The 24,803-nt window shown below is 45.4% G+C and carries 23 protein-coding genes and 3 pseudogenes; 20 read left to right on the top strand and 6 right to left on the bottom strand.

The annotated features are described in order from the left end of the window. Nucleotides 1-60: 60 nt before the first annotated feature. The 14 genes from DXA13_RS11960 (at nt 61) to DXA13_RS11895 (ending at nt 13,797) form a co-directional block, all read left to right on the top strand. Nucleotides 61-1,149, top strand: a complete 1,089-nt coding sequence (locus tag DXA13_RS11960) for a helix-turn-helix domain-containing protein (protein ID WP_118244737.1) — start codon at nt 61-63, stop codon at nt 1,147-1,149. A gap of 18 nt (nt 1,150-1,167) precedes the next feature. After that, nucleotides 1,168-1,854 (top strand): cell division ATP-binding protein FtsE, encoded by a 687-nt coding sequence (gene ftsE / locus DXA13_RS11955; RefSeq protein WP_118244735.1) that lies wholly within the window; start codon nt 1,168-1,170, stop codon nt 1,852-1,854. Then, nucleotides 1,844-2,764 carry a permease-like cell division protein FtsX gene (locus DXA13_RS11950; protein WP_118244733.1) on the top strand — a complete coding sequence of 307 codons (921 nt, stop codon included), beginning with the start codon at nt 1,844-1,846 and terminating at the stop codon, nt 2,762-2,764. The genes ftsE and DXA13_RS11950 overlap by 11 nt, the downstream gene beginning before the upstream one ends. A gap of 10 nt (nt 2,765-2,774) precedes the next feature. Next, nucleotides 2,775-3,986 (top strand): peptidoglycan DD-metalloendopeptidase family protein, encoded by a 1,212-nt coding sequence (locus tag DXA13_RS11945; protein ID WP_347559834.1) that lies wholly within the window; start codon nt 2,775-2,777, stop codon nt 3,984-3,986. Nucleotides 3,987-4,005: 19 nt separating this feature from the next. Continuing rightward, nucleotides 4,006-5,325 carry a S41 family peptidase gene (locus DXA13_RS11940; protein WP_118244731.1) on the top strand — a complete coding sequence of 440 codons (1,320 nt, stop codon included), beginning with the start codon at nt 4,006-4,008 and terminating at the stop codon, nt 5,323-5,325. A 335-nt stretch (nt 5,326-5,660) separates the two neighbouring features. Beyond that, nucleotides 5,661-6,599: a phosphate ABC transporter substrate-binding protein gene (locus tag DXA13_RS11935; RefSeq protein WP_118244728.1), complete on the top strand. Its 939-nt coding sequence runs from the start codon at nt 5,661-5,663 to the stop codon at nt 6,597-6,599. Between the two features lie 166 nt (nt 6,600-6,765). Further along, on the top strand, nt 6,766-7,701 hold the full coding sequence (gene pstC, locus DXA13_RS11930; RefSeq protein WP_118244726.1) for a phosphate ABC transporter permease subunit PstC: 936 nt from the start codon (nt 6,766-6,768) through the stop codon (nt 7,699-7,701). Beyond that, complete coding sequence (pstA, locus tag DXA13_RS11925; RefSeq protein ID WP_118244724.1) at nt 7,694-8,563, top strand: phosphate ABC transporter permease PstA; 870 nt, start codon at nt 7,694-7,696, stop codon at nt 8,561-8,563. Before pstC ends, pstA begins: the two co-directional genes overlap by 8 nt. Before the next feature lie 12 nt (nt 8,564-8,575). Beyond that, nucleotides 8,576-9,331: a phosphate ABC transporter ATP-binding protein PstB gene (gene pstB, locus DXA13_RS11920; protein WP_118244722.1), complete on the top strand. Its 756-nt coding sequence runs from the start codon at nt 8,576-8,578 to the stop codon at nt 9,329-9,331. 19 nt (nt 9,332-9,350) lie between these two features. Continuing rightward, nucleotides 9,351-10,013 carry a phosphate signaling complex protein PhoU gene (gene phoU / locus DXA13_RS11915; protein ID WP_118244720.1) on the top strand — a complete coding sequence of 221 codons (663 nt, stop codon included), beginning with the start codon at nt 9,351-9,353 and terminating at the stop codon, nt 10,011-10,013. Between the two features lie 53 nt (nt 10,014-10,066). Then, nucleotides 10,067-10,735: a phosphate signaling complex protein PhoU gene (phoU, locus tag DXA13_RS11910; protein ID WP_118244718.1), complete on the top strand. Its 669-nt coding sequence runs from the start codon at nt 10,067-10,069 to the stop codon at nt 10,733-10,735. A gap of 228 nt (nt 10,736-10,963) precedes the next feature. Then, nucleotides 10,964-11,650 carry a response regulator transcription factor gene (locus tag DXA13_RS11905; protein WP_118244716.1) on the top strand — a complete coding sequence of 229 codons (687 nt, stop codon included), beginning with the start codon at nt 10,964-10,966 and terminating at the stop codon, nt 11,648-11,650. Next, on the top strand, nt 11,647-13,332 hold the full coding sequence (locus tag DXA13_RS11900; protein WP_118244714.1) for an ATP-binding protein: 1,686 nt from the start codon (nt 11,647-11,649) through the stop codon (nt 13,330-13,332). Before DXA13_RS11905 ends, DXA13_RS11900 begins: the two co-directional genes overlap by 4 nt. Before the next feature lie 24 nt (nt 13,333-13,356). Then, nucleotides 13,357-13,797 (top strand): GNAT family N-acetyltransferase, encoded by a 441-nt coding sequence (locus tag DXA13_RS11895; protein ID WP_118244712.1) that lies wholly within the window; start codon nt 13,357-13,359, stop codon nt 13,795-13,797. Between the two features lie 16 nt (nt 13,798-13,813). On the opposite strand, the gene DXA13_RS11890 is transcribed toward DXA13_RS11895, so the two are convergent. Continuing rightward, complete coding sequence (locus DXA13_RS11890; RefSeq protein WP_118244710.1) at nt 13,814-14,392, bottom strand: sugar O-acetyltransferase; 579 nt, start codon at nt 14,390-14,392, stop codon at nt 13,814-13,816. 26 nt (nt 14,393-14,418) lie between these two features. Next, nucleotides 14,419-15,777: an MATE family efflux transporter gene (locus DXA13_RS11885; protein ID WP_118244708.1), complete on the bottom strand. Its 1,359-nt coding sequence runs from the start codon at nt 15,775-15,777 to the stop codon at nt 14,419-14,421. A 211-nt stretch (nt 15,778-15,988) separates the two neighbouring features. Between DXA13_RS11885 and DXA13_RS11880 the strand changes: the two genes are divergently transcribed. From DXA13_RS11880 to DXA13_RS11870, 3 genes are all read left to right on the top strand, one after another. Then, a complete protein-coding gene (locus DXA13_RS11880; protein WP_118244706.1) occupies nt 15,989-16,939 on the top strand; it encodes an AraC family transcriptional regulator in 951 nt (316 codons plus the stop codon). A 284-nt stretch (nt 16,940-17,223) separates the two neighbouring features. Further along, complete coding sequence (locus DXA13_RS11875) at nt 17,224-18,669, top strand: MATE family efflux transporter (protein ID WP_118244704.1); 1,446 nt, start codon at nt 17,224-17,226, stop codon at nt 18,667-18,669. 3 nt (nt 18,670-18,672) lie between these two features. Beyond that, a complete protein-coding gene (locus tag DXA13_RS11870; RefSeq protein WP_118244702.1) occupies nt 18,673-19,257 on the top strand; it encodes a cytidylate kinase-like family protein in 585 nt (194 codons plus the stop codon). Between the two features lie 58 nt (nt 19,258-19,315). On the opposite strand, the gene DXA13_RS11865 is transcribed toward DXA13_RS11870, so the two are convergent. Then, entirely contained in the window at nt 19,316-19,495 is a 180-nt protein-coding gene (locus DXA13_RS11865; protein WP_243009090.1) for an XRE family transcriptional regulator, read from the bottom strand. A gap of 82 nt (nt 19,496-19,577) precedes the next feature. Between DXA13_RS11865 and DXA13_RS21030 the strand changes: the two genes are divergently transcribed. Then, nucleotides 19,578-19,730 (top strand): hypothetical protein, encoded by a 153-nt coding sequence (locus tag DXA13_RS21030; protein ID WP_181995646.1) that lies wholly within the window; start codon nt 19,578-19,580, stop codon nt 19,728-19,730. A gap of 212 nt (nt 19,731-19,942) precedes the next feature. Here DXA13_RS21030 and DXA13_RS11860 read toward each other — a convergent pair. The 3 genes and pseudogenes from DXA13_RS11860 to DXA13_RS11850 form a co-directional block, all read right to left on the bottom strand. Beyond that, a pseudogene (locus DXA13_RS11860) lies at nt 19,943-20,395 on the bottom strand (transposase); the annotation flags it as partial. A gap of 165 nt (nt 20,396-20,560) precedes the next feature. Continuing rightward, entirely contained in the window at nt 20,561-20,842 is a 282-nt protein-coding gene (locus DXA13_RS11855; RefSeq protein ID WP_243009089.1) for a DUF1016 N-terminal domain-containing protein, read from the bottom strand. A gap of 149 nt (nt 20,843-20,991) precedes the next feature. Further along, a pseudogene (locus tag DXA13_RS11850) lies at nt 20,992-22,031 on the bottom strand (beta-eliminating lyase-related protein). Between the two features lie 307 nt (nt 22,032-22,338). Between DXA13_RS11850 and DXA13_RS11845 the strand changes: the two are divergent. Together DXA13_RS11845 and DXA13_RS21815 are read left to right on the top strand one after the other, a co-directional pair. Then, nucleotides 22,339-23,104, top strand: a pseudogene (locus DXA13_RS11845) (ABC transporter ATP-binding protein). Beyond that, a complete protein-coding gene (locus tag DXA13_RS21815; protein ID WP_347559833.1) occupies nt 23,104-24,744 on the top strand; it encodes an ABC transporter permease subunit in 1,641 nt (546 codons plus the stop codon). Before DXA13_RS11845 ends, DXA13_RS21815 begins: the two are co-directional and overlap by 1 nt. Nucleotides 24,745-24,803 lie beyond the last annotated feature (59 nt).

The raw sequence follows: 24,803 nt of genomic DNA, 5'->3' as shown, positions 1-24,803 counted from the left end.
TTTTTATCTTTTTGCATTAATATAAAATCAGGGTAAATTTACAAAAAGGAGAGTGTAGAAATGATTTCAAATCAGATACTTCAGACCACGATAGAAGGGTTGAAGGGAATTACACGGATTGATTTCTGTATTTGTGATACAGAAGCCAAAGTACTTGCTTCCACTTTTCCGGAAGCTGAGGAATACGAGAGCTCCATCCTTGCTTTTGTAGACTCTCCGGCAGACAGTCAGGTTATTCAGGGATATCAGTTCTTTAAAGTGTTCGACGAACATCAGTTGGAATATATTTTGCTGGCAAAAGGCGGAAGCGACGACGTATATATGGTGGGCAAACTGGTAGTGTTCCAGATTCAGAACCTTCTGGTAGCATATAAGGAGAGATTTGATAAGGATAACTTTATCAAGAACCTTCTGCTGGATAACCTCTTGCTGGTAGATATCTACAACAGGGCCAAGAAGCTCCATATAGAGACAAACGTTAAGCGGGTGGTGTTCCTGATCGAGACAAAGCATGAGAAGGATACGAACGCATTGGAAACTGTCCGCAGCCTGTTTGCAACGAAGACAAAGGATTTTGTCACTGCGGTGGACGAGAAGAACATCATTCTCGTTAAAGAAGTAAAGCCGGGCGAGACATACGATGACCTGGAAAAGACGGCTAATATGGTATTGGATATGCTGAATACGGAGGCTCTTACAAAGGTACACGTATCATTTGGTACCATTGTCAATGAGATTAAGGATGTATCACGTTCGTACAAAGAGGCAAAGATGGCTCTGGATGTAGGAAAGATCTTCTACAGCAGTAAGAACGTCGTAGCTTACAGCAACTTGGGAATCGGACGTCTGATTTATCAGCTGCCGCTGCCGTTGTGCCGTATGTTTATTAAAGAGATTTTTGACGGCAAGTCGCCGGATGATTTCGATGAGGAGACTCTTACTACGATCAATAAGTTCTTTGAGAACAGCCTGAACGTATCCGAGACATCGAGGCAGCTGTATATTCACAGAAATACACTCGTATATCGTCTGGATAAGCTTCAGAAGAGCACAGGACTGGATCTCCGCGTATTTGAGGACGCAATTACCTTTAAGATTGCGCTTATGGTCGTTAAGTATATGAAGTATATGGAGAGTCTGGATTACTAATCACATCGAGGATAGATAATGATAGAAATATGTAATATAAGCAAAACGTATGAGACTGGAAACAAGGCGCTGCGGAATGTTAATATCACGATTGAAAACGGCGAATTCGTATTTGTCGTAGGGCGCAGCGGATCGGGAAAGTCCACTCTCTTAAAACTTTTGCTGAAAGAGACAGAACCCAGTTACGGAAAAATTGTAGTGAATGATATGAGTTTACAGAAGATGCCCAGGCGTTTTGTGCCGAAATACCGCAGACGGCTGGGCGTCGTCTTTCAGGATTTCCGCCTTTTAAAGGATAAGACGGTATTTGAAAACGTAGCGTTCGCTCAGCGAGTTGTCGGCGTATCCACCCGGAAGATCCGGGAGTCGGTGCCGGCCATGCTGCAGATGGTCGGACTTTCATCCAAGTATAAGTTTTATCCCAACCAGCTTTCCGGCGGTGAACAGCAGCGAGTTGCCATTGCCAGAGCATTGATTAACAATCCGGAAGTCCTTCTGGCAGATGAACCGACAGGCAATCTTGACCATCAGAATGCAGATGAGATCATGAAGCTTTTAGAGGAGATCAATTCCAGAGGTACGACGGTAATCGTAGTGACCCACAGCCGAGAGATTGTGGAACGCATGAAAAAACGTGTAATTACCATGGAACGAGGAGCTGTGGTAAGCGACACAAAAGAAGGCGGAGATACACATGAGGATTAGTACACTTTTATATTGCCTTAAACAAGGAATCATAAATATATGCAGAAATGTATTGTTTTCACTGGCTTCTGTGGCAACGATTTCTGCGTGTATTTTTTTATTTTGCCTCTTTTTCTCCCTGATAGCAAATGTGCAGAATATTACGCATACTGCGGAGACAAAAGTTGGAATTACTGTATTTTTTAATGATGATATCAATGAGCAGGATATCCTGACGATCGGTAATGAGATCAAACAGCAGCCGAACGTGCGGGAAATCAGATATATATCAGCCGAAGAAGCATGGGAAGGATTCCAGAAAGAATATTTCAAGGATATGGAAGGTCTGGCAGAAGGATTTGCGGATGACAATCCGTTGGCAGGATCTGCTTCGTATGAGATTTTTCTGGAAGATATATCGAAACAGAATGAGATGGTCACATATTTAAACGGTACCGCGGGAGTACGGCGCGTCGTATACTCCAACGCGGTCGTGGCGGGATTTTCCAGTCTGAACCGTATCATAGGCGGGCTGTCGGCGGTTATTATCGGCATCCTTTTGGCCGTATCGGTTTTTTTGATCAGCAATACCATTCATGTGGCGGCTGCATTCAGAAAAAATGAAAATGAAATTATGCGCCTGATTGGGGCCACGAATTTTATGATCCGCGCGCCGTTTGTCGTGGAAGGTGTGATTCTCGGTCTGCTGGGAGCTGTTATTCCACTGTCCGGGATGTATTATATCTATCACAGGGCTGTTGGGTATATTATGAATAATTTCGGATTCCTGACAGGGGACGCGGCGGGAGTTTTCAACCTCCTTCCGGCAGAGGCAATTTTCCCTTCTATGGTATCGGTTGCCCTGGGACTCGGCGTCGGAATCGGATTTTTTGTCAGCTTCTTCACGATCAGAAAACATTTGAAAGTGTAGGAGGAACTCTATGAGAAGAATGAAAATAAAGCCTGGAATTCTTCTGGCTCTTTCTTTGTCCCTTGCTGTACCGGCGTGCGTATTTCCGGCCTATGCCACCAAAAATGAGGTAGAGGATGAAAAGAAGAAAAAATCCTCGCTGGAAGAGGAAAAGAAAAAAGTAGAGGCCACGCTGAAGGACCTGGAAGGTTTAAAGAGCGACGCTGCGGCGTATGTGAAACGTCTGGATCAAGATCTCAATGTCCTGGGCGCCGAACTTACGGAGCTGGAAGGAAAGATCGCCTCGAAGGAATCGGACATACAGGTCGCAAAAGAGGAGCTGGAGGAAGCCAGACTGGTGGAGGAAAATCAGTACGAGTCCATGAAGCTGCGCATCAAATATATGTATGAAACCGGCGGAACGAGCTTTATGGATGTCATTCTGGAATCAAAAAGCTTTTCCGATCTGCTGAACAGGGCGGAATACGTTTCCCAGATATCTCAGTATGACAGAAAGAAGCTGGAACAGTACGCGGTTGCGAAGGATACGGTCGAAAAGAAGAAGGCGGAGCTGGAATATGAGCGGTCAGAGCTTCTGGATATGCAGGAGACTACGAAAGCGAAGCAGGCTTCTGTAGAAAAGCTGATCGATGAAAAGAGCACAGAGCTTAAAAACTATGAATCCAAGATTTCTGCGGCTGAGGGCCAGTTAACCGAGTATGAAAAGGATATCAAGGCCCAGGAAGATAAGATTAAGAAAATCGAGGAAGAAATCAAGCGGAAAGAAGAAGAGGAGAGAAAAAAGGCGGAAGAGGCCGGTAAGAAGTATAATACGGTAAGTATTGGGAATATTAGTTTTATATGGCCGTGCCCTGCCAGCAGCAGGATCACATCTAATTTCGGCGGAAGAGAATCACCGACGGAAGGGGCTTCCACAAATCATCAGGGAGTGGATATATCGGCGCCGGCGGGAAGCAGCATTCTTGCAGCAGCTTCCGGTGAAGTGATTATCTCTACATACAGCTATTCCGCTGGAAATTATATTATGATCAACCATGGCGGCGGTGTTTATACGGTGTATATGCATTGCTCGCAGCTCCTGGCTTCCGTAGGAGACCAGGTGAAACAGGGGCAGGTCATTGCAAAGGTTGGTTCTACCGGATATTCAACCGGTTCCCACCTGCATTTTGGAGTCCGTACCGGAGGAAAATACGTAAATCCGTTGAATTATGTGAGTCCGTGACGGATGGATAGGAGATATTTTGGAAAGTAAAAGTAAATTTTGGCATGGCGTTCTCGTTGGTGCCCTTGTAACTGTATTTGGCGGCCTTCTTGTAATCGGCGCCTCAAGCGGCATTTTGATGCTGGGCAGGAGAACCCTGAACGTAGAACAGCAACAGCAGATTCAGACAGTTGAGTCGGAAACAGACATGGAAAAAGGAGAGCTGGATTACCAGAAGATCAACGTGAAACTGGAACTGCTCAATCAGAAGGTCGGAGAAGCCTTTTATTTCGAACCCGATGAAAAGAACATGGAAGAGGGCATTTATGCCGGTCTGATGGCCGGCCTGGGCGACCCGTATTCTGGCTACTATACGCCGGAAGAGTATGCGGATCTTATGGAAGACACTCAGGGCGTCTACTGTGGAATCGGCGCTATGATCAGCCAGAACCTGGAGACTAAGGTGATGACGGTTATCCGCGTATTTGAAGGAAGCCCGGCTGCTGAGGCAGGACTTCTGGCGGGAGATATGATTTTCAAAATTGACGGCAAGGATGTCAGTCAGGAAAATGTGGATCTCGTTGTGAAAAATTACGTCAAGGGCAAAGAGGGAACCGATGTGGTGGTTACTGTGCTGCGCCCGTCAGCCAGCGATTATATTGATATCACAATGACGAGAAGAAACATTGAAGTGCCTACGGTCGAGCATAAGATGCTGGAGGATGGGATCGGATATGTGCTGATCACCCAGTTTGAGATGGTTACGGCAGACCAGTTTAAGGCCGCCGTAAAGGACCTTCAGGATCAGGGAATGAAAAAATTGATGATCGATCTGAGAAGCAATCCGGGCGGAGTGGTAGACGGTGCCGTGTCCATTGCGGCGTTTCTGCTGCCGGAAGGGGATATTCTCAGAACCGAGTATAAAAATGGCCAGGAGGACGTTTACAGGACGAAGGACAAGAAACTGAGAGTCGATACGACTACAGGATCGAAATTTCCTCAGTACCCCGTTCTGGATGAAGATGAACTGGATATTCCAATCGCTATCCTGGTAAACGGTAATTCTGCAAGTGCTTCTGAAATCCTCGCAGGAGCCATGAAGGATTACAAACGCGCCACTCTGGTCGGAACAAAGACATTCGGCAAGGGAATTGTGCAGAACGTGTATCCGTTAAGGGATGGTTCGGCGATTAAATTAACAGTCGCCAAGTATTTTACTCCAAGCGGATATGACCTTCATGAAAAAGGAATTGAGCCGGATGTGGAAGTTGAATTGAGCGATGAGCTGATTGCAAAAGGATATTATTCTCTGGAAGAGGATAATCAGGTACAGAAGGCTATTGAAATATTAAATGAATAGAAATATCGGTTTGTAAAGTTTGTAAAGTCCGTAAATTAAGGAAAGCTGCTGTAAAGTATTTGTAAAATACTTTGTAAAATCAGAAGCTTTCTTTTTTTATACCGCCAAACAACACATTCTGTAAGGGCAGTGCACTGTAATGAGGCACAGCACCTATGTAAAGGAAAAAGCTGCCTTTTGCATGAAAAATCGAATGTGATTTTACATGGATTTTACAAACATTATACAGAAACGTGATAGTTGAAAATCCTTTTGTGCCTTATACTGGCCATGTAATCAAGCAGGGCATATCAAATGCCTGTAAGATAAGGTAAAAAGAAAAGAGGATAAAAATTATGAGAAAAGAATTTATGAAGGCAGCAGCAGTACTTGGGGCAGCAGTGCTTACAATGGGAATGTTGGCAGGATGCGGTTCTAATACAGCAGATGAAACAACGGCTCAGGCAGCAGACACAACGGCCGCAGCTACAGCAGGTTCTGAAGCGAAAAAGGAAGACGGCTCAGAAGGAGAGACAGACAAGGAACCGGCAAAGGATTTAAAAGGATCGATTACTCTGGCCGGATCCACTTCCATGGAGAAGTTCTCAAATGCTCTGGCTGAGGGATTTATGGAAAAATATCCTGATGTGACGGTTCAGGCTGAATTTACAGGATCATCCGCAGGAGTAGAGGGAGTGCTTGCAGGACAGTGTGATATAGGTAATTCATCCAGAAATTTAAAGGAAGAGGAGAAGTCAAAAGGAGCTGCAGAGAACATCGTTGCAATTGACGGAATCGCAGTTGTTACAGATCCATCCAATACAGTAGCCGATCTGACAAAGGACCAGCTGAGCAGTATCTACAACGGATCAGTTGTTAACTGGAAAGATGTAGGCGGAGCAGACCAGCCGATCGTAGTTGTAGGACGTGAAGCAGGTTCCGGCACAAGAGGCGCATTCGAAGAGATTTTAGAGCTTGAAGATGCATGCAAGTATGCTAATGAACTGGATTCTACAGGAGCCGTTATGGCAAAAGTAGCTTCTACACCAGGATCCATCGGATATGTTTCCCTGGATGTTCTGGATGATACGGTTAAGGCCTTTACCCTGGACGGCGTTGAGGCGAATGAAGAAAACATCAAATCCGGAGATTACTTCCTGAGCCGTCCATTCGTTATGGCTACGAATGGAGAAATCGATGCACAGAATGATCTGGTGAAAGCGCTGTTTGACTATGTATACTCTGATGAAGGCGATGAACTGATCCAGTCCGTAGGACTTATTACAACAAAGTAATCCTGTAGGGGATGCTGCAAAAGTAATATGATATATGGCCTCAATACCAGATTTAGTTCCGAGGCGGCAGCCAAGTTACTAAATCTGGTCTGAGGCTGTTTTCTGTTCATAGGAAACCATTCCTTTTGACAGCAGGCCGCTTCATCATAAATAGAAGGAGATAGATATGCACGAGAAAAATTTTTCTATTGTCGGCAACAGAAAGAATAAATCGATGGTGGAGAAAACCGCGGAGTATATTTTTACAGCATGTGCCTGTCTTGCAGTACTGGCGGTTTTTTCCATCACCCTGTACATGATTATCAGCGGAACGCCTGCCCTGTTTAAGGTTGGAATTCTGGATATTCTGTTCGGGCCCGTATGGAAGCCTACTGCGAATCCGCCCATGTTCGGTATCTTATATGTAATTCTGACCTCTATTGTAGGAACATTTCTGGCAATACTCATCGGAGTCCCGATCGGCGTATTTACAGCGATCTTCCTTGCAGAGGTCGCACCGCCCAGACTGGCAAGCATTGTGAGACCGGCAGTTGAACTTCTGGCAGGAATCCCATCCGTAATTTACGGCCTGCTGGGAATTCTGATTCTCAATCCTCTTATGTATAAATTGGAGCTGAAAATTTTTGAAGGCTCCACAACACACCAGTTTACGGGAGGTGCGAACCTCATATCCGCAGTTCTCGTGCTGGCCCTTATGATACTTCCAACTGTAATCAACATCAGTGAATCGGCGCTCCGAGCGGTGCCAAAGCATTACAAGAGCTCTTCTCTGGCCCTTGGGGCCACACATATGCAGACGATTTTTAAAGTGCTGCTTCCGGCGGCCAGGTCAGGAATTATGACAGCAATTGTCCTTGGCTGCGGCCGTGCAATTGGAGAGGCTATGGCAATCAGCCTTGTCTCGGGAAGTTCGGTCAATATACCGCTTCCATTTAATTCCGTTCGTTTTCTTACAACCGCTATCGTTGCGGAAATGTCCTATTCGCAGGGACTTCACAGGGAAGTGCTGTTTACCATCGGACTTGTCCTGTTTGCATTTATTATGTTCATCAATATTGTACTGACCAGAATATTCCAGAAAGGAGGGGAGGATAATGAATAACAGCTACAGTATCTGCAGCAAAAGAGTCCGCGTTTCCGATCAGGTTTTGAAAGCGCTGATTTACGGGGCAGCCGCAATTGCGATTATCATCCTGGTAGGAATCATGGGATACGTATTTTTCAGGGGAATTCCCCAGCTCAGCGTAGAATTTCTGACAACCGTTCCAAGCTCCAGGAAAGGAACCTTCGGTATTCTGGGAAATATTATCAATACGCTTTATATCATTGTCATTACCCTTCTGATTGCAACTCCGGTGGGGATCGGCTCCGCAATCTATCTGAATGAATATGCAAAGCCGGGGAAGTTGGTCAGAATTATTGAATTTACCACAGAAATTCTGTCAGGTATTCCATCTATTATCTTCGGACTTTTCGGTATGGTATTTTTCGGCGTGACGCTGAAGCTGGGATATTCCATCTTAACCGGTTCCTTTACCCTTACGCTGATGGTACTTCCTCTGATTACGAGAAACACTCAGGAAGCGCTGAAAACGGTGCCTGACAGCTATCGTTCGGGCGCACTGGGCATCGGGGCAACAAAGTGGTATATGATCCGTACGATCCTGCTTCCAAGCGCGGCTCCGGGAATCCTGACGGGCATCATCCTTTCGATTGGACGTATTGTCGGAGAATCGGCAGCACTTCTGTTTACGGCGGGAAGCGGTTTTCTGCTGCCCAAGAACCTGTTTACGAAAGTATTTGAGTCCAGCGGAACTCTGACGATTCAACTTTATTTATCCATGCAGAAGGCGAAATACGATCAGGCGTTCGGAATTGCCGTCGTGCTTCTTGTGATCGTGCTGGCGATCAATTTACTGACAAAGTACCTCACAGGCAAATTTGATGTGACAAAGTTAAAATAAATGGAGGACTATATGGAAACAAAGATTTCAACTTCCGCCTTAAACCTTTATTACGGTTCCAATCATGCGCTAAAGAATATTAACCTGGATATCTATAAAAATAAAATCACTGCGTTCATCGGGCCATCCGGCTGCGGAAAATCTACCTATTTAAAAACGTTGAACCGGATGAATGATTTGATTCCGGGCGTGAAGATTGACGGTACCGTTCTGCTGGACGGAGAAAACATTTACGATCCGATGGTAGATACAACACTTCTGAGAAAAAAAATCGGAATGGTGTTTCAGCAGCCGAATCCATTTCCCATGAGTATCTATGACAACATCGCTTATGGCCCGAGAATTCATGGAATCAAGTCTAAATCCAGGCTGGATGAAATTGTAGAAAAGAGCCTGAGAGGAGCGGCGCTCTGGGAAGAAGTTCACGACAGACTCAAGAAATCGGCCCTTGGACTTTCCGGAGGCCAGCAGCAGAGGCTTTGCATCGCCAGGGCACTGGCTGTAGAACCGGAAGTCCTGCTGATGGATGAACCGACATCTGCTCTGGACCCGATCTCTACGCTCAAGATTGAAGAGCTTATGGATGGGCTGAAAAAGGACTATACGGTGATTATCGTTACCCATAACATGCAGCAGGCCACACGTATAGCAGATTACACAGCGTTTTTCCTGGTAGGTGAGATTATCGAATATGCGCCTACGACAGACCTGTTCTCTCATCCAAAGGAGAAGAAAACAGAGGAATATATTACCGGCCGCTTCGGCTGATGGGGACAGGAGGGGAATTATGACGACCAGATCTGCATTTATCCACGAACTGCAGGAACTGAATAAAAGTTTAAAGGAAATGAGCCTGATGGCGGAACGGGCCATAGAAAAATCGCTGGAAGCTCTTCGCAATAATGACGCTGCTCTGGCAGCCGAGATTATAAAGGGTGACAGGGCTGTGGATGATATGGAACGTACAATTGAGACTCACTGCCTGAGCCTGATGTTACGGCAGCAGCCTGTTGCCAGCGATTTGAGGCATATTTCCACAGCACTCAAGGTAGTTACCGACCTGGAACGAATCGGCGACCATGCGGCGGACATCGCAGAGCTGACCCTTTCCATCGACGGGCAGGAACCGTGTGATATCATCGAACATCTGCCTGAAATGGCGGATCACGTAACGCTTATGCTGCGGAGCGCCATCAGCTCTTTTATCGACAGGGATATGAAAACCGCCAGAGAAACAGAAAAGATGGATGATATCATCGATGCGCTGTTTGACAGGACAAAAGAAGAAGTAATAGAACTGCTCAAGCAGGATGGAAGCAGATCAGACAAGGCGGTCGATCTTTTGATGGTTGCGAAATACTTGGAACGGATCGGCGATCATGCGGTAAATGTATGCGAATGGACGGAGTTTTCCGTTACAGGAGCAGTTAACGATGTTCGTATCCTGTAGCACACAGGCGGCCGGAACAGTTACTATAGAATTTGTATTAGGAAGGTGACAAAATGAGACAGCAATTTGACAGACAGCTGGAAGAGCTTCATATTGAGCTGATTAAAATGGGTGGTCTTTGTGAGGAGGCAATTCGTCTTTCTTCCAAAGCGCTTCTGAAAAAAGACAGAGCCATGGCGGAAAAGGTTTTTGCTCTGGACGGTGAAATCGACCAGAAAGAGCGCGTTATAGAAAATATGGGTTACCGCCTTCTGCTCCAGCAGCAGCCGGTAGCAAGAGATTTGAGAATGGTATCTGCCGCTTTGAAAATGATATCCGACCTGGAACGAATCGGCGATCAGGCAGCCGATATTGCAGAGCTGTCCCTGTATATTGATGCAGGAGAATCAGAGAGCCGCGTTCATATCAAAGATATGGCGGAAGCTGCGGTAAAGATGGTAACAGACAGTGTAGAAGCCTTTGTAAAAGACGATTTGAAACTGGCTTATCAGGTAATTGAAGATGATGATAAAGTAGACGGATTGTTCAACCAGGTAAAGGATGAACTGAAAAGCCTGATTGACAAACAGAAAGTCGACACGAAATCTGCCCTTGATCTTCTCATGGCTGCAAAATATCTGGAGAGAATCGGAGATCATGCGGTGAATCTTGCAGAATGGGTAGAATATTCCGTAACAGGTGAACGAAAAAACAATGAACATAAGCCCGGCAGTGTGATATAATGGCCGCAGAGCGGACATTATATCTGCGCATCAACGGTTTCTGCGCTCGCCGCAGAAAACCGTGCGCTAAGTTCGGCCGGAGGCGCCGTAGCCGCTTGCGGCTATGGCATAATGGCCGCAGATGGGAGCATACCAGTTCACTTAACGTGGTCTTGCAGGAGTTCAGAGAACTGTGTATACTGGGAGTGATTTATAGTAACAAGTTATAAAAACAGGCGGAGGTAAGCCATGGTATATATTGTAGAAGACGACGACAGTATCAGGGAACTGATCACGTATACGCTGAACAGTCAGGGCATGGAGGCGAAAAGCTTTGCCCGTCCGTCAGAATTTTACGAGGGGATGAAACAGGGACTTCCGAATCTGATTCTATTGGATATCATGCTGCCGGAGGAAGACGGCCTGAGTATTCTTAAGAAGTTAAAGGCGGACAGGGAAACGAAAACTCTGCCTGTTATTATGTTGACGGCGAAAGGGAGCGAATATGACACCGTACTGGGACTGGACAGCGGCGCAGATGATTATGTGGCAAAGCCGTTTCGCATGATGGAACTGCTTTCCAGGATCAGGGCGCTGATGAGAAGAGCCGGAGATCAGGTCCAGGAGGAAGAAAGGGAGGAATATACCCTTGGCAGCCTTTATGTATGCCCCTCCAGACATGTGGTGTCGGTAAACGGGGAAAATATTACCCTGACGCTGAAAGAATTTGAACTGCTGTGTCTGATGATGGAACATCGGGAAATGGTATTCTCGAGGGCGCAGCTATTGGATAAAGTGTGGGGATACTCCTTTGACGGCGAGAGCAGGACGGTAGATGTGCACATCAGGACGCTGCGCCAGAAGCTGGGTGAGGCAGGCAGCCTGATTGAGACGGTCAGAGGAGTTGGCTACAAGATCGGAGGAGAAAAGAAGTGACAAGGAGAATTTTCCACTCCATACTTTTTGTTTCCGGTATCATGCTGGCGGCGGCATTTTTGTGGATATTAATCCTGCTTCCGGGATATTTTGAAAGGCAGATACATCAGGAATTAAAAAGGGAAATCGATTATCTGGCCCTTGCAGTTGAAATGGGCGGAACAGAAAACCTGGACAGGTTTTCTGATACAGGGGAGAGAATTACCCTGATTGGACAGGACGGGACCGTCCTGTATGACAATATGGCAGACGTTTCACAGATGGAAAACCATATGGACAGGACAGAAGTACAGGAAGCCCTGGAGGGGCCGTATGGGGAATCCATCCGGTACTCAAACACCCTTGCGGTTAAGACGATCTATATTGCGACCAGGCTCGACGACGGAACCGTCCTTAGAATAGCAAATACGCAGTATACGATTGCGGCGATCATGGCAGGCCTTGCATATCCGGCGATAGCAGCGGTGCTGATTCTGCTGGTTCTGGCATTTCTGTTTGCCAGAAAAGCGGCAGAAAAGATCACGGAGCCGATCAATAAGCTGGATGTGGACCATCTGGAAACGGCCATGGGAACAAATAATGATATATATGACGAGATAGAGCCGTTCCTGACAAAGATAGAGCGGCAGAACAGGACAATCAACAGGCAGCTTATGGAAGCTCAGAGGCAGCAGCAGGAATTTGCGATTATAACGGAAAGCATGAGTGAAGGACTGCTCGTGATTGATAAAAGGACAGAGATTCTTTCCTATAATTCCAGCGCCCTTAAACTTCTGGGGGCTGACCGGGTGAGGGCAAACCAGAGTGTTCTGGAGCTGAACAGGAGTGAGAATTTTCAGAAAGCGGTGGAGTCGGCGCTTTCCGGAGAGAGTAAAACCGTAATACTGGAGACATTTGGTTACTGTCAGCTGATTGCAAGCCCGGTCATCCGGGATAATCAATGTGCCGGAGCTGTCCTTGTACTTGTGGACATTACGGAAAAACAGGAGGGCGAGCAGCTGCGCAGGGAATTTTCCGCAAACGTATCTCACGAACTGAAAACGCCGCTTACTTCGATTTCCGGTTTTGCAGAGATTATCAGGGATGGTATGGTTAAACCGGAAGACATTCCCAGATTTGCAGGGAAAATATTTGATGAATCCCAGAGGCTTATGACTCTTGTCAACGATGTAATCCGTATTTCCCAGCTGGATGAAAACACACTTCCATATGAGAAGGTGGAGATCGACCTGTTCCAGGCGGCAAAGGAGAATCTGGATCTGGTGGCTTCCGCAGCGGAAAAAGAAGGAATTGTGCTGGAAGTAAAAGGCGTGCACAGCAAAATTACAGGGGCCAGGGAAATTATGAATGAAGTGCTCTATAATCTTTGTGACAATGCCGTAAAATATAATAAAAAAGGCGGTTCGGTCATTGCAGAGGTAAAAGAAGATGACGCCAGGATCGTACTGAGCATTACAGATACTGGTATTGGAATTCCCGTTTCCAGCCATAAGCGAATATTCGAACGGTTTTACAGGGTAGATAAAAGTCATTCCAGAGAGATCGGCGGAACCGGACTTGGTCTGTCTATTGTGAAGCATGGAGCCGCCTGCCTTGGCGCCGAAGTGGATCTTGAGAGCGCGGAAGGAAAAGGAACGTCGATGATCCTGACCTGGAAGAAAGAAAAAACGGAGACTTTTTAAATCTAAAAATTTATGGGGGTACTTATGGATATTCAGGAAGTAACAGGCGATAAAAAAGCGTATATTGACTTGCTGTTGTTGGCTGACGAACAGGAAAGCATGATAGATAAGTACCTCGAACGCGGTGATATGTTTGTTTTGGACGACGATGGATTAAAGGCCGAATGCGTAGTCACCAAAGAGGCGGATGGTGTCTATGAGCTTAAAAACATTGCGGTTATGCCTGGCTGTCAAAGAAAAGGATATGGGAGAACATTGATCGAGTTTTTGTTTTCCCATTATGACGGCTGCAACACAATGTTGGTCGGAACAGGCGATGTTCCTTCGTCTCTTAGTTTTTATCACAAGTGCGGTTTCACGGAATCTCACCGTTTGATAAACTTCTTTACTGACAATTACGACCATCCGATGTTTGAAGATGGAAAACAGCTCGTTGATATGGTTTATTTAAAACGGGAGCGTTAATTTCCAATTTATCCGTTTATTCGGCTGACTGTTCATCGTTGCCTTCGATTCTTCTAATGATTTTTGCCGGGACGCCTGCTACGATGCAATGGTCGGGAACATCTTTTGTTACCACTGCGCCGGCGGCCACGACTATATTATTTCTGATGGTAACGCCTGGAAGTATGGTACAGTTGCCGCCGATCCAGACATCATTTCCAATAGTGACCGGTTTACCATATGCTTTTTTCTCCCGCCTGCCTCTTGGATTAAGTGGGTGTCCCACAGTCGTGATTAACGTGTTTGGCCCAATCATGCAATAGTCGCCGATATGTACCGGTGCAATATCTAAAATCGTAACATTATAGTTCGTCAAAAAATCCTTGCCGACATGAATGTTTTTTCCGTAGTCGCAGTTGAAATTCGGTTGGATATATACATTTTTTCCGGTAGAGCCGAACAGTTCTTTGATTGCTGAAAGCTGGGTTTCATAGTCGGCAGGATCAATGGCGTTAAATTTTGCACAATTCTTTAAGGCCCTTTCCTTACGGGCCACAAGGCCGGTATCAAAAAAGCAGTATTCCAGTCCGGCATCTAATTTTTCAAGCTCGGTCATATCAAAACCTCCTTATTTTCCATTATTTATCTTGTGATATTTTTTAGCCAGCCGTATTTCCGGTAATGGATCACAGCGGCGGGCAGTTTGACAACTTCATCTAAATTGATAATCAGAAAGACAATGACTACGGGTAGATTCCAGTAAAATGCCGCCAGGAAACCGGCGGGAACAGCAAAAATCCACATCGTGACCGCGTCGCAGATCAGGCCGAACTGAGAATCTCCGCCGGCGGGGAAAATCCCGGCTATGGTTGTCATATTGACGGCCTTAGCGACCATATAGCAGGCGCAGAATATAAGCATCCATTTTAAATATCCAGCTGCCTGGGGACTTAAAGAGGTCACGTTCAGAATCAAAGGCGTTATGGTAAGCAGGAACAATCCGGACGCTGCGCCGCTGATAACCGCCATCTTCCAGAGCAGTCTGCCGAAGGCCTTTGCCTGTGGCAGATTTCCTAATCCCAGTTCATAACCTACGATGATGCCGCCGCCATTTGCAAGTCCTGTACAGAAACTTACAATCAGGTTCTTTACGATATTTGCAATGGAATTGGCGGCAACGGCGTCGCTGCCTAAGTGTCCCATAATCACGGAGTACATAGTAAAGCCGCACCCCCACACAAGATAATCACCTAACATAGGCGTGGTATATTTCCAGTAGTCCCTGGCCAAAAGACGATCTGCTTCAAAACAATATTTCATATGCAGGCGGATTCTGTTTTCACCCAGAGATTCCGCATAAGCCCACAGCATTTCAACAAGTTTCGAAACAGAAGTGGCAAGAGCGGCGCCTGCGATGCCCATTTCCGGAAAAAAGAGCAGTCCGAAAATCAGCGCGGCGTTTAAGAAAATATTGATGACCACGGAACTCGATCCGATCGCCATACTTTTCATTGCATCCCCTGTGTTCTTCATGATACAAAGGTATATTTGCGATATTCCGGTGAACAGATAAGACAATGATACAATCCTAAGATAAATGCTGCCGCCCGATATCAGCTGCTGTTCGTTGGTGAAAATCCTCATCAATATACCGGGCATGAAAAAGGAGGCTAAAAAGAAGAGGGATGATATCAGAAAAGAAATCTTCGTGACATAGGCAAAGATTTTTTCGATCGAAGTTACGTCTCCTTTTCCATAATATTGTGCCGCTAAAATACTTGTTCCCATTGTCAATCCGCCCATAAACAGGTTGAATACAAAGGTGATTTGTCCGGCCAGAGATACCGCCGAAAGGGAATCCTGATTGACAAATCCCAGCATGAGCGCGTCGGTAGCACTCACCGCCGCCAGCATAAACTGCTGAAAGGCGATCGGCAGCACAAGGGAAAATAGTTTTTTGTAGAAGGCGGTTTTTTCGCCGTTTAGTTCATTCCATTTCATAAAAAATAACCTCCTGCCTGTCGCCTTTTATAGCGAACCTCTTTGTTAATGGTCTCAAGTATAAAAGAATATGATGAAAGAAACAGCGCTAAATCTTAATATATACAATGGTATTTTCTAATGTGAGATGGTATAATGACTGCGTAGCGGATGTATTATTATGACTGCAAAGCGGTCATTTATGGCATGTTTTTGAAAAGGGAGCGGCAGGATGGGACAGGAAGTATTGTGTGCGGCAGTTGAGAAACTGCGGAAGGAATTCCTGGAATGGGACTGGACATATCATAATTGTCCTTGTGAAAATCAGGAGGAAAAGATGTTTTACTGGCCAGGTGCGCCGGAAGATGAAATTATGGTTGTCGTTCATCAGAGCGGCGGACGGCAGGAGCTGTTTCACCGCCACGATTACTTCTATTTTAATTATACATATCAGGGAGAATACGACTCGATCAGCTTCAAGTATGATAACCGCATTACGATCCGGGAAGGTGAGCTGTATGCGGGCCAGCCTTTTGCTGGACATGCTCTCTGTGTTCATGACGACAGGGAAACGACGATTATCGGCGTACTCATTCAGAAAGATACGTTTTGCCGGGCGTTTTTGCCAATGTTGTCTGCCAATACAAAGCTGTTTCATTTCCTCCTTGATCCGGCTACGAACGAATTTTCTGATGAATTTATTCACTTTAAGATTGAAGACGACTGCAATATACGCGCCCTCCTGGAGATGATGGCAGTGGAGTATGCCAACAGACGGGAGGATAGCCAGGCGGTCCTGAAATCCCTCGCGTTATCCTTTCTGATTCAGATCGCGCGTCAATATGTTCAGGAAAACAGGGAAAACGCCAAGGAAAATCTTTCGGAGAAAATCGTGCAGTACATAGGAGAACATTTTGATACGGTATCGCTTAAAGAGATCGCAAAGAATTTTTCATATCACCCCAACTATATCTCAACCTTACTGCACCGTGAAACGGGAAAATCTTTTACTGAAATTTTACTGGAGCTTCGAATGGAACGGGCGGTCATTCTTCTGGAAGGAACGAGGATGCCGATAGAAGAAATTTCCACGGCGCTGGGGTATAGCAACAGCAGCAATTTTTACAAAGCCTTTCGGGATTATTATCATGTTTCACCGCGGGAATACTTGAAGACTATATGACGGAACCGTTAGATTGAAATTTCCGGCGGCGATGAATCATAAATCATGTATCTGCAGATTAGCGGGCAGGCATATGATATGGCAATTATGCACATATATATAGCAGCAAAACTTTAGTGATAATCACATATTACGAACGGAAAAAATATAAGGTATAATAGGAGCACCCGGTGAGGGATTTTCCAACCGGGGTGATTAATTAAAAATAGATCAAAGAGGTGGTAGCTGAAATGTGAAAACCAACACATTGGCTATCATTTTTTTGTGGGAAGAGAGAACAAAATATGAAACAAAATTCAAATCAATACCTTGTAGAGGCTCCGATCGGGAAGCTTATGATGAAATTTTCGATTCCGTGTATTATGTCGTTGCTGGTGTCGTCGCTCTATAATATCGTGGATCAGATCTTTATTGGAAGAGGCGTGGGATATCTGGGCAACGGCGCGACGAACGTGGTGTTTCCGATTACGGTGATTGCCCTTGCTCTCGCTTTGATGCTGGGAGACGGATGCGCCGCATTTTTAAGTATCTGCCAGGGCAAAAAAGATACGGAAGGTACAAGAACGGGAGCGGGAAATAACATCGTTATGCTTGTGCTGAGCAGCATTGTTATCATGGTGATTTTTATGGTCTGCCGGGAAGGAATTTTAAACGCCTTCGGCGCGACAGAGAATAATATCGAATATGCCAGAGAGTATTTTGACATTATTGTGATCGGCATTCCGTTTTTTATGTTTACAAACGGCTTGAACTCCGTGATCCGGGCCGATGGAAGTCCGCAGTTTGCGATGATATCCACATTGATTGGCTGTATTATCAATATTATTTTAGATCCGGTTGCAATTTTTGTGCTCCACTGGGGCGTGAAAGGCGCTGCCATTGCGACTATTGCAGGCCAGACCATATCCGCAGCTTTGGCCTTCTATTATCTTTTCCGTACAAAATCGTTTAAGCTGGACAGGAAATGTTTTGCCATAAAAACCGCTCTGTTGAAACGAATCTTACCCCTCGGAATCAGCAGCTTTCTGACGCAGCTTTCGATCGTCATTATTATGGGAGTCATGAATAATGTGCTGGTAAAATACGGCGCCATGTCCAAGTACGGTTCGGATATTCCGATGACCGTCGTTGGCATTGTGATGAAGGTTTTCCAGATTGTAATAGCAGTTGTGGTCGGCGTTGCCGCCGGATCACAGCCGATCGTCGGCTATAATTACGGCGCAGGCCGCATGGACCGTGTCAAAGAAATTTACAAAAAGATGATGATGATCGAAGTGGGCATCGGAATTATCGCAACGATCTGCTTTGAGATTTTCCCGATGAATATCATCAGCCTCTTTGGCAGCGAAAGCGATCTGTATAACGAATATGGCGTCATGGCATTCCGCATTTTCCTGAGTACGATCACCCTTTGCTGCGTGCAGAAAGCAACCAGCATATTCCTGCAGTCATTAGGAAAACCGGTGATGTCAATGGGACTGTCGCTGCTGAGAGAATTTGTTCTGAGCGTCCCCCTGGTGCTGATTCTGCCGCTGGCATTTGGCATCACCGGGCCGCTGTTTTCAGGGCCTGCGGCCGATGTCATATCATTTCTGGCAGTGCTGTTGATGATGAAATCTGTCATGAAGGAGTTAAACGCAGCCGCAGCCACAAAAAGAGAAAATACAGAAGAGAAAATGCAGAAGAGAAGAGGCATAAGAGAGAAGAGAAAATGTATAAGAGAGGTATAGAACATGGAAAAGATCATCATTACCATTGGAAGACAATTTGGCTCCGGCGGTCGTGAGCTGGGGAAGAAATTAGCGGAAAAAATAAATATTTCGTATTACGATAAGGAAATCATTGACGTTACGGCGGCAAAGAGCGGATTATCAAAGGAATACATCCTCCAAAACGACGAAACGGCAACCAACAGCTTTCTCTATTCTCTTGTTATGGGCACGAGAATTTTATCCGGTCAGAAAACGGTGGAAGAGATTAAAATAGACGCCCAAAGGGAAGCGATCCGGGAAATTGCCGGACAAGGCGGCTGCGTCATCATAGGAAGAGCGGCGGATTATATCCTGAGAGATCAAAACCCGTTCAGAATATTCATATCGGCAAACGAAGAAGACCGGGTGGAAAGAGTATGCAAAAGAGATCACGTATCCCCCGATGAAGCGTTGAAAAAAATACATAAGATGGATAAAATGAGAGCCGTTTATTACAATGAATATGCGGATGCAGAATGGGGAAAGGCAAGTAATTACGATTTGTGTATAAACCTAACGAAAATCAGTGTGGAAAAAGCGATCGAAATGATCCGAATGAATTTTTAGTAAAGAAAAGGAGTCTGGGAAAAAAGGATGTCTGCCATAGATTTCTTTCAGCGCTATATCAGTCACAAAACCGCTGATAATTCTCGATTCGTGTAATGACATTCTTATCAAAATTATATACGGCTAATTGTAATTTATCAGCCAAGTCTCTTTGAGATAGCGAAAAGTGCTTACGTAACGCAACAAATTGTGAACCTATAAGATTTTTTTGTCCATCTTTAGAAAGTACCTTTGCCATCTAATTCCCTCCCTCTATCGCCGAAAAGTTTGTATCACTTTTTGCACTAACTCTATTGATTTTATATCGAGAAGGAAATAACATGAGTAACAACACTGAAAAATTCAAAGAAAAGATTTGTCACCTAATGATTGGCGCTTTTGATTTAAAGCATTATCCAATTCAAGAAGACTTAAATGAAAATACTCGTAAAAGTCCTACACCAAAAGGGTACATTCTAGGAAGAACTAGATGATTTAATATCCAAAAGAGGAGTGGATTTTTGAGTAATATTATAGTATGGAAATTGAGACTATGAAGAAAAGTCTGCAATTAAGAATCTTCTATGATAAGGGAGGGCAATAAGCTTGAAGTTCCAGCTTATTGCCCTTGTTTTATATATAACAGTTGCTTACACGCATGTCAACAGCAGGCGGAATCTTCCGCCTATTTTTTGAATAGATGTGGTTATTCCGGGAGCCTGCCTTCGTACATGATAGCCAGTTCTCCATACACCTGTCCCCAGTTACGGATTGTACTTGTCCACCGTTTTGTGGCTTCAAAAGTGGCCAGATACAAAGCCTTTAAAAGTACTGTATCACTTGGAAATACGCTCCTCTGACGATTCAACTTCTGATAGGTGGAATTTAGCGACTCTATTGCATTTGTAGTGTATATTACCTTTCTAACGGTGGCGGAAAACTTAAAAATATGGGAGACCGCATCCCAGTTATCTTTCCAGCGCTTCATGGAGTTTGTATATTTAGGCGCCCATTTCTCCGTTACCCCCTCTAATGCTGCCAGAGCCTTCTTTTCATCGGCAGCCTGATAAATGGTTTTTAAATCTGCGGCAAATGCTTTGCGGTCTTTGTCTGGCACGTATTTTAAGGTATTACGAACCATATGAACAATACAACGCTGACAGAGCGTATAACACACTATACTTTGCTCCGCAAAGTCGTGTGCAAAAAGGGGCACTGCCCCCTTTTGATCCCCTCAAATCTTAACGAGGCGCGTACCGCCGTTTCTTGTTATCAGCCCCCCGGACTGCATTGCCACAGGCATTATCAATAACTTGATTGCCTTTCAGCTAATTTTTGCACCAATCTGATGCAAAATGTCCTCTGATTGTAGACGAAGAGCAGATTGCTTCATATAGTTTAGATTGCGTACAGAATACCCTTCAGTTCCAGGATATTCCAGCCTCAAGTCTTTTGATAAATTCTCAACAAATTTACTTCCCCACTGGCTGTATTCAACAATTACTTTACCAATATTCCAATAAAAAGAAAGCCGCCCTGCAAAAAACAAGGCGGCTTTGAGCATTTTCCTTCGACATCTGCCTACTCCGGTTTGAGGTTCCTGCACAACCCCTACTGAAAGCTCCGCATAACAAGGCTTTCCGGTACGCTAATATGCTTCGACACTTGACAGACACACGCCGTTGCCTGTCTTGTACTATTATTATATAGAGAATCAAAAAATATGTCAATGAATTGTAGAACCTATCTCCCACTTCAGTTTTCCTTAGAAGTAATATCTTTAAGGACAGCCACAAATGCCTTTACGGCGGCTTCCGTAGTTGCCCATGACGTTACGAGGCGGACGGCGGTGTGAACATCGTCGACTCTGGCCTGATCCAGGAACTGAAATCCTGACGGAGTCTGGCGATAATCTTGTCCGGGAAAATAGGGAAGAGCTGGTTACTTACGGATTCGGAATAGAACGGATATCCGCACTCTCCAATGCCTTCTCTTAATATTGATGCCATTTCATTGGCATGGTTTGCCATATCGTAGAAGAGGTTGTTCTGGAACAGCTCTTCGAACTGGATTCCCAGCAGCCAGCCTTTCGCCAGCATGGCGCCTCTCTGCTTGATCATATAACGGAAGTCCTGTTTTAAATCAGGATTCAGGATGATTAAAGCTTCTCCAAAAAGCGCGCCGTTCTTTGTGCCGCCGATATAGAATACGTCGGTCAGGGCGGCGATATCAGCCATGGTCAGATCGTTGACCGGACTGGCAAGAGCAGCTCCGAGGCGTGCGCCGTCCAGGAAAAAGTACAGGCCCTTTTGACGGCAGAGGTGGCAAAGCGCTTCCAGTTCGGCCTTTGTATACTGGGTTCCGATTTCCGTGGTATTGGATATGTAAACCATCTTAGGCTGTACCATGTGTTCGTCCGTATGCATGGACAGTGCTTCCTGCACCATGGCCGGGGTAAGCTTACCGTCGGCTGACGTCATGGCGATCACCTTGTGGCCTGTCGCTTCGATCGCGCCTGTCTCGTGTACGTTGATGTGTCCTGTATGAGCACAAACGACGGCCTGATAAGGCTTGAGAGCGGCAGCAATCGTTATGAGATTGGCCTGGGTTCCGCCTACGATCCAGTGGATATCCGCATCGCTGCGGCCGATTTCTTTTTTAATCAATTCTTTTGCATGAGCCGTATTCTGGCTGTCCATGCTGTAACCATCATGCTGTACCAGATTGGCAGTGAGAAGAGCCTGAAGGATGCGCGGATGAGCGCCTTCGCTGTAATCATTGTTGAAGCTGTACATGTTGTTATTTCCCCCTAACTTGGTTGCTGTAATGCAGTAACTGTTCCGACGGCGCCTCTTCTTGACCGGAAACGACGGTCGGGAAGCACCGGATGTCCATCCGATGTGAAAATTGGCGTCTGAACGGTTACGCAATGAATTCTACATTATCATATCGCAAAAACAAGAAGAATTCAATCACAGCCTTTCACACTTTGATCTGGATTTTACAAAGTCTTTACCAGTATGTGATAGATAGAAGACTGGAAAAAGAGTTAAATTATAGAGGTCTGATAAACACTTTATCGAGAAAGGGAAGGAAGAATCTATGTTAGAGCTTAAAAATATAAAGAAGTCATTCGACGGGACGGAAGTTCTGAAGAACCTGAGCCTTCAGGTGGAAGATGGGGAAATTATTTCCATACTTGGTCCGTCCGGATGTGGAAAAACAACACTTTTAAACATGATCCTGGGGATTACGGATGCAGACGAAGGAAAATTATTTTCAGGGAGAAGACATTACGGAAGTGCCGATGGAAGAGCGGGGATTTAATATCGTATTTCAGGATTACGCGCTGTTTCCCAACCTCAATGTCTATAAAAATGTGACGTACGGACTGAAAAACAAACCTGGTATTTCAACAGAACAGGAAATTGAAAATCTGATTGATCTTCTGGGATTGAGGGAACATCTTCATAAAAAGATCGATCAGCTTTCAGGAGGCCAGAAGCAGAGAGTTGCTCTGGCCAGGACCATGGTAATGAAACCCAAAATTCTGCTTCTGGACGAACCGCTGAGCGCTCTCGACGGAGTGATTAAGGAGTCGATCAAGAAAAAAATAAAAGAGATTGCAAGGGAATATCATCTGACGACGATTATCGTTACCCATGACCCGGAAGAAGCCCTGACGCTTTCGGACAAAGTTTTGATCATCAATGAGGGTACGATTTCCCAGTATGGATGTCCGGAAGATATCATAGCCAGTCCGGAAAATGATTTTGTTAAGAACTTTATTCTGAATCAGCTGGAAATCAAGCGTAAGAATATTTTCCGTCTGTTTGGACAGGAAGCTCTGGCTTTACAGGCGGTGTAATGATGGAACACAGGACAGAGAGAGAAATAAAAGGGATATTTGCCGTGCTGACTGCCATATTTGTCATATTCCTGGCAATGCCGGTCTTTCGGCTTCTGGCAGAATCCATGATGTGTCAGGGAACGGTTTCAATGGGTAATTATGCCGCGGTGTTCGGAGGAAAAGACTTCGGCCGGGCGCTTTTAAACAGTATCCTGATTGCAGTGACGAGTGCCCTGTGTGCGACGCTTCTGGCGTTTTTTCTGGCCTATGCCGTCCATTACACGAATATACCAAAATGGATGAAGAAATGGATCAGGACGGCTGCCGTGCTGCCCATGCTTCTTCCGACAATTACATATGGATTTGCAATTATCTATTCATTCGGAAAACAGGGGCTGATCACAAAGATGGCTGGCCGTCAGCTCTTCGAGATATACGGCTTTAACGGCCTTCTGATCGGGTATGTGATCTATGTGCTCCCGGTAGCGTTTTTGCTGATTCTGAACACCATGGAGTATATTGATAAAAAATTTATGGTAGTATCCAGAGTTATGGGGGATACTCCTCTGCGGACATTTTTTGCAACACTTGTACGGCCGCTGGCAGGTACGCTGGCAGCAGCCATTGTCCAAAGCTTTTTTCTCTGCTTTACCGACTATGGGATTCCGGCTTCGGTGGGAGGAAAATACGATGTGGTGGCTACGGTCCTTTACAACGAAATGCTGGGGAGTGTTCCCGATTTCGGCCGGGGAGCCGTTGTGGCGATGGCCATGCTGCTTCCTTCCGTCTTCAGCATTCTTCTGCTCAAATATCTGGAACGGTACAATATCCGTTATTCCAAGGTGTCGGTGGTGGAAATACCTCCCAATAAGCTGAGGGACGTGGCCGCAGGAATTGGAAGCGCCGTCATCATTGCAGTGATGCTTCTGATCTTTGCTGTGATTTTCGTTGTGCCTTTTGTAGAGGAGTGGCCTTACCGAATTCATTTTACGATGAAACATGTAAAAGATGTATTTCAGGATGCGAGTCTCTACAGTGTGTATAAGAATTCGCTTTTCGTAGCGGCGTCAACGGCCTTTTTCGGCCTTCTGGCAGCTTATGGGGGAGCCTTGGTAACAGCCAGAAGCGGCATGAACAAGAAGCTGAAGGCTGTGATTGAAAGTATCGCGCTTGTGACGAATACCATACCGGGAATGGTAATCGGTATTGCGTTTCTGCTGATCTTTTCAGGTACGCCTCTGCAGAATACGTTTTTCCTGATTATAATCTGTAATATCATTCATTTCTTTTCCACGCCCTATCTCATGATGAAGGGAGCGCTGGAAAAGATGAACAGCTCCTGGGAAACGACGGCCCGCCTTATGGGAGATAACTGGATTAAGACATTGGTGAGAATCGTGACTCCGAATCTCATATCAACCATACTGGAGGTATTCGGCTATTATTTTGTAAATGCCATGGTAACAGTCAGCGCCGTCATATTTATCGCGGGAGCCCGTACATCAGTTGTAACGACTAAAATAAAAGAGCTTCAGTATTACACAAAATTCAACGAGGTATTTGTATTGTCACTGCTGATTCTGTTTACGAATCTGATTGTGAAAGGCCTTCTGGGATGGATGTCAGGAAGGCGTGAAATCAGACAGATGAAAAAATAGTGACGCGCCGTGAAAGCGCGGGACTATTTGCTGCGGCTGAACCATAAGGTCAAGGCGGT

This window comes from Clostridium sp. AM58-1XD (assembly GCF_003464085.1).
In the GTDB taxonomy this organism is placed as follows: Bacteria; Bacillota; Clostridia; order Lachnospirales; family Lachnospiraceae; genus Lachnoclostridium_A.
The sequence above is the reverse complement of the archived record's forward strand: the minus strand, read 5'-3'. Positions and strand labels throughout refer to the sequence as shown.

Excerpts from the sequence above, each read along its gene's own strand:
- DXA13_RS11960 (WP_118244737.1), top strand. The coding sequence starts at position 61 with ATGATTTCAAATCAGATACTTCAGACCACGATAGAAGGGTTGAAGGGA.
- pstB (WP_118244722.1), top strand. The coding sequence starts at position 8,576 with ATGGAAACAAAGATTTCAACTTCCGCCTTAAACCTTTATTACGGTTCC.
- DXA13_RS11905 (WP_118244716.1), top strand. The coding sequence starts at position 10,964 with ATGGTATATATTGTAGAAGACGACGACAGTATCAGGGAACTGATCACG.
- DXA13_RS11895 (WP_118244712.1), top strand. The coding sequence starts at position 13,357 with ATGGATATTCAGGAAGTAACAGGCGATAAAAAAGCGTATATTGACTTG.
- DXA13_RS11935 (WP_118244728.1), top strand. The coding sequence starts at position 5,661 with ATGAGAAAAGAATTTATGAAGGCAGCAGCAGTACTTGGGGCAGCAGTG.
- DXA13_RS21030 (WP_181995646.1), top strand. The coding sequence starts at position 19,578 with ATGAGTAACAACACTGAAAAATTCAAAGAAAAGATTTGTCACCTAATG.
- DXA13_RS21815 (WP_347559833.1), top strand. The coding sequence starts at position 23,104 with ATGATGGAACACAGGACAGAGAGAGAAATAAAAGGGATATTTGCCGTG.
- pstA (WP_118244724.1), top strand. The coding sequence starts at position 7,694 with ATGAATAACAGCTACAGTATCTGCAGCAAAAGAGTCCGCGTTTCCGAT.
- ftsE (WP_118244735.1), top strand. The coding sequence starts at position 1,168 with ATGATAGAAATATGTAATATAAGCAAAACGTATGAGACTGGAAACAAG.
- DXA13_RS11880 (WP_118244706.1), top strand. The coding sequence starts at position 15,989 with ATGGGACAGGAAGTATTGTGTGCGGCAGTTGAGAAACTGCGGAAGGAA.
- DXA13_RS11945 (WP_347559834.1), top strand. The coding sequence starts at position 2,775 with ATGAGAAGAATGAAAATAAAGCCTGGAATTCTTCTGGCTCTTTCTTTG.
- DXA13_RS11885 (WP_118244708.1), bottom strand. The coding sequence starts at position 15,777 with ATGAAATGGAATGAACTAAACGGCGAAAAAACCGCCTTCTACAAAAAA.
- DXA13_RS11865 (WP_243009090.1), bottom strand. The coding sequence starts at position 19,495 with ATGGCAAAGGTACTTTCTAAAGATGGACAAAAAAATCTTATAGGTTCA.
- DXA13_RS11870 (WP_118244702.1), top strand. The coding sequence starts at position 18,673 with ATGGAAAAGATCATCATTACCATTGGAAGACAATTTGGCTCCGGCGGT.
- phoU (WP_118244720.1), top strand. The coding sequence starts at position 9,351 with ATGACGACCAGATCTGCATTTATCCACGAACTGCAGGAACTGAATAAA.
- pstC (WP_118244726.1), top strand. The coding sequence starts at position 6,766 with ATGCACGAGAAAAATTTTTCTATTGTCGGCAACAGAAAGAATAAATCG.
- phoU (WP_118244718.1), top strand. The coding sequence starts at position 10,067 with ATGAGACAGCAATTTGACAGACAGCTGGAAGAGCTTCATATTGAGCTG.
- DXA13_RS11950 (WP_118244733.1), top strand. The coding sequence starts at position 1,844 with ATGAGGATTAGTACACTTTTATATTGCCTTAAACAAGGAATCATAAAT.
- DXA13_RS11890 (WP_118244710.1), bottom strand. The coding sequence starts at position 14,392 with ATGACCGAGCTTGAAAAATTAGATGCCGGACTGGAATACTGCTTTTTT.
- DXA13_RS11875 (WP_118244704.1), top strand. The coding sequence starts at position 17,224 with ATGAAACAAAATTCAAATCAATACCTTGTAGAGGCTCCGATCGGGAAG.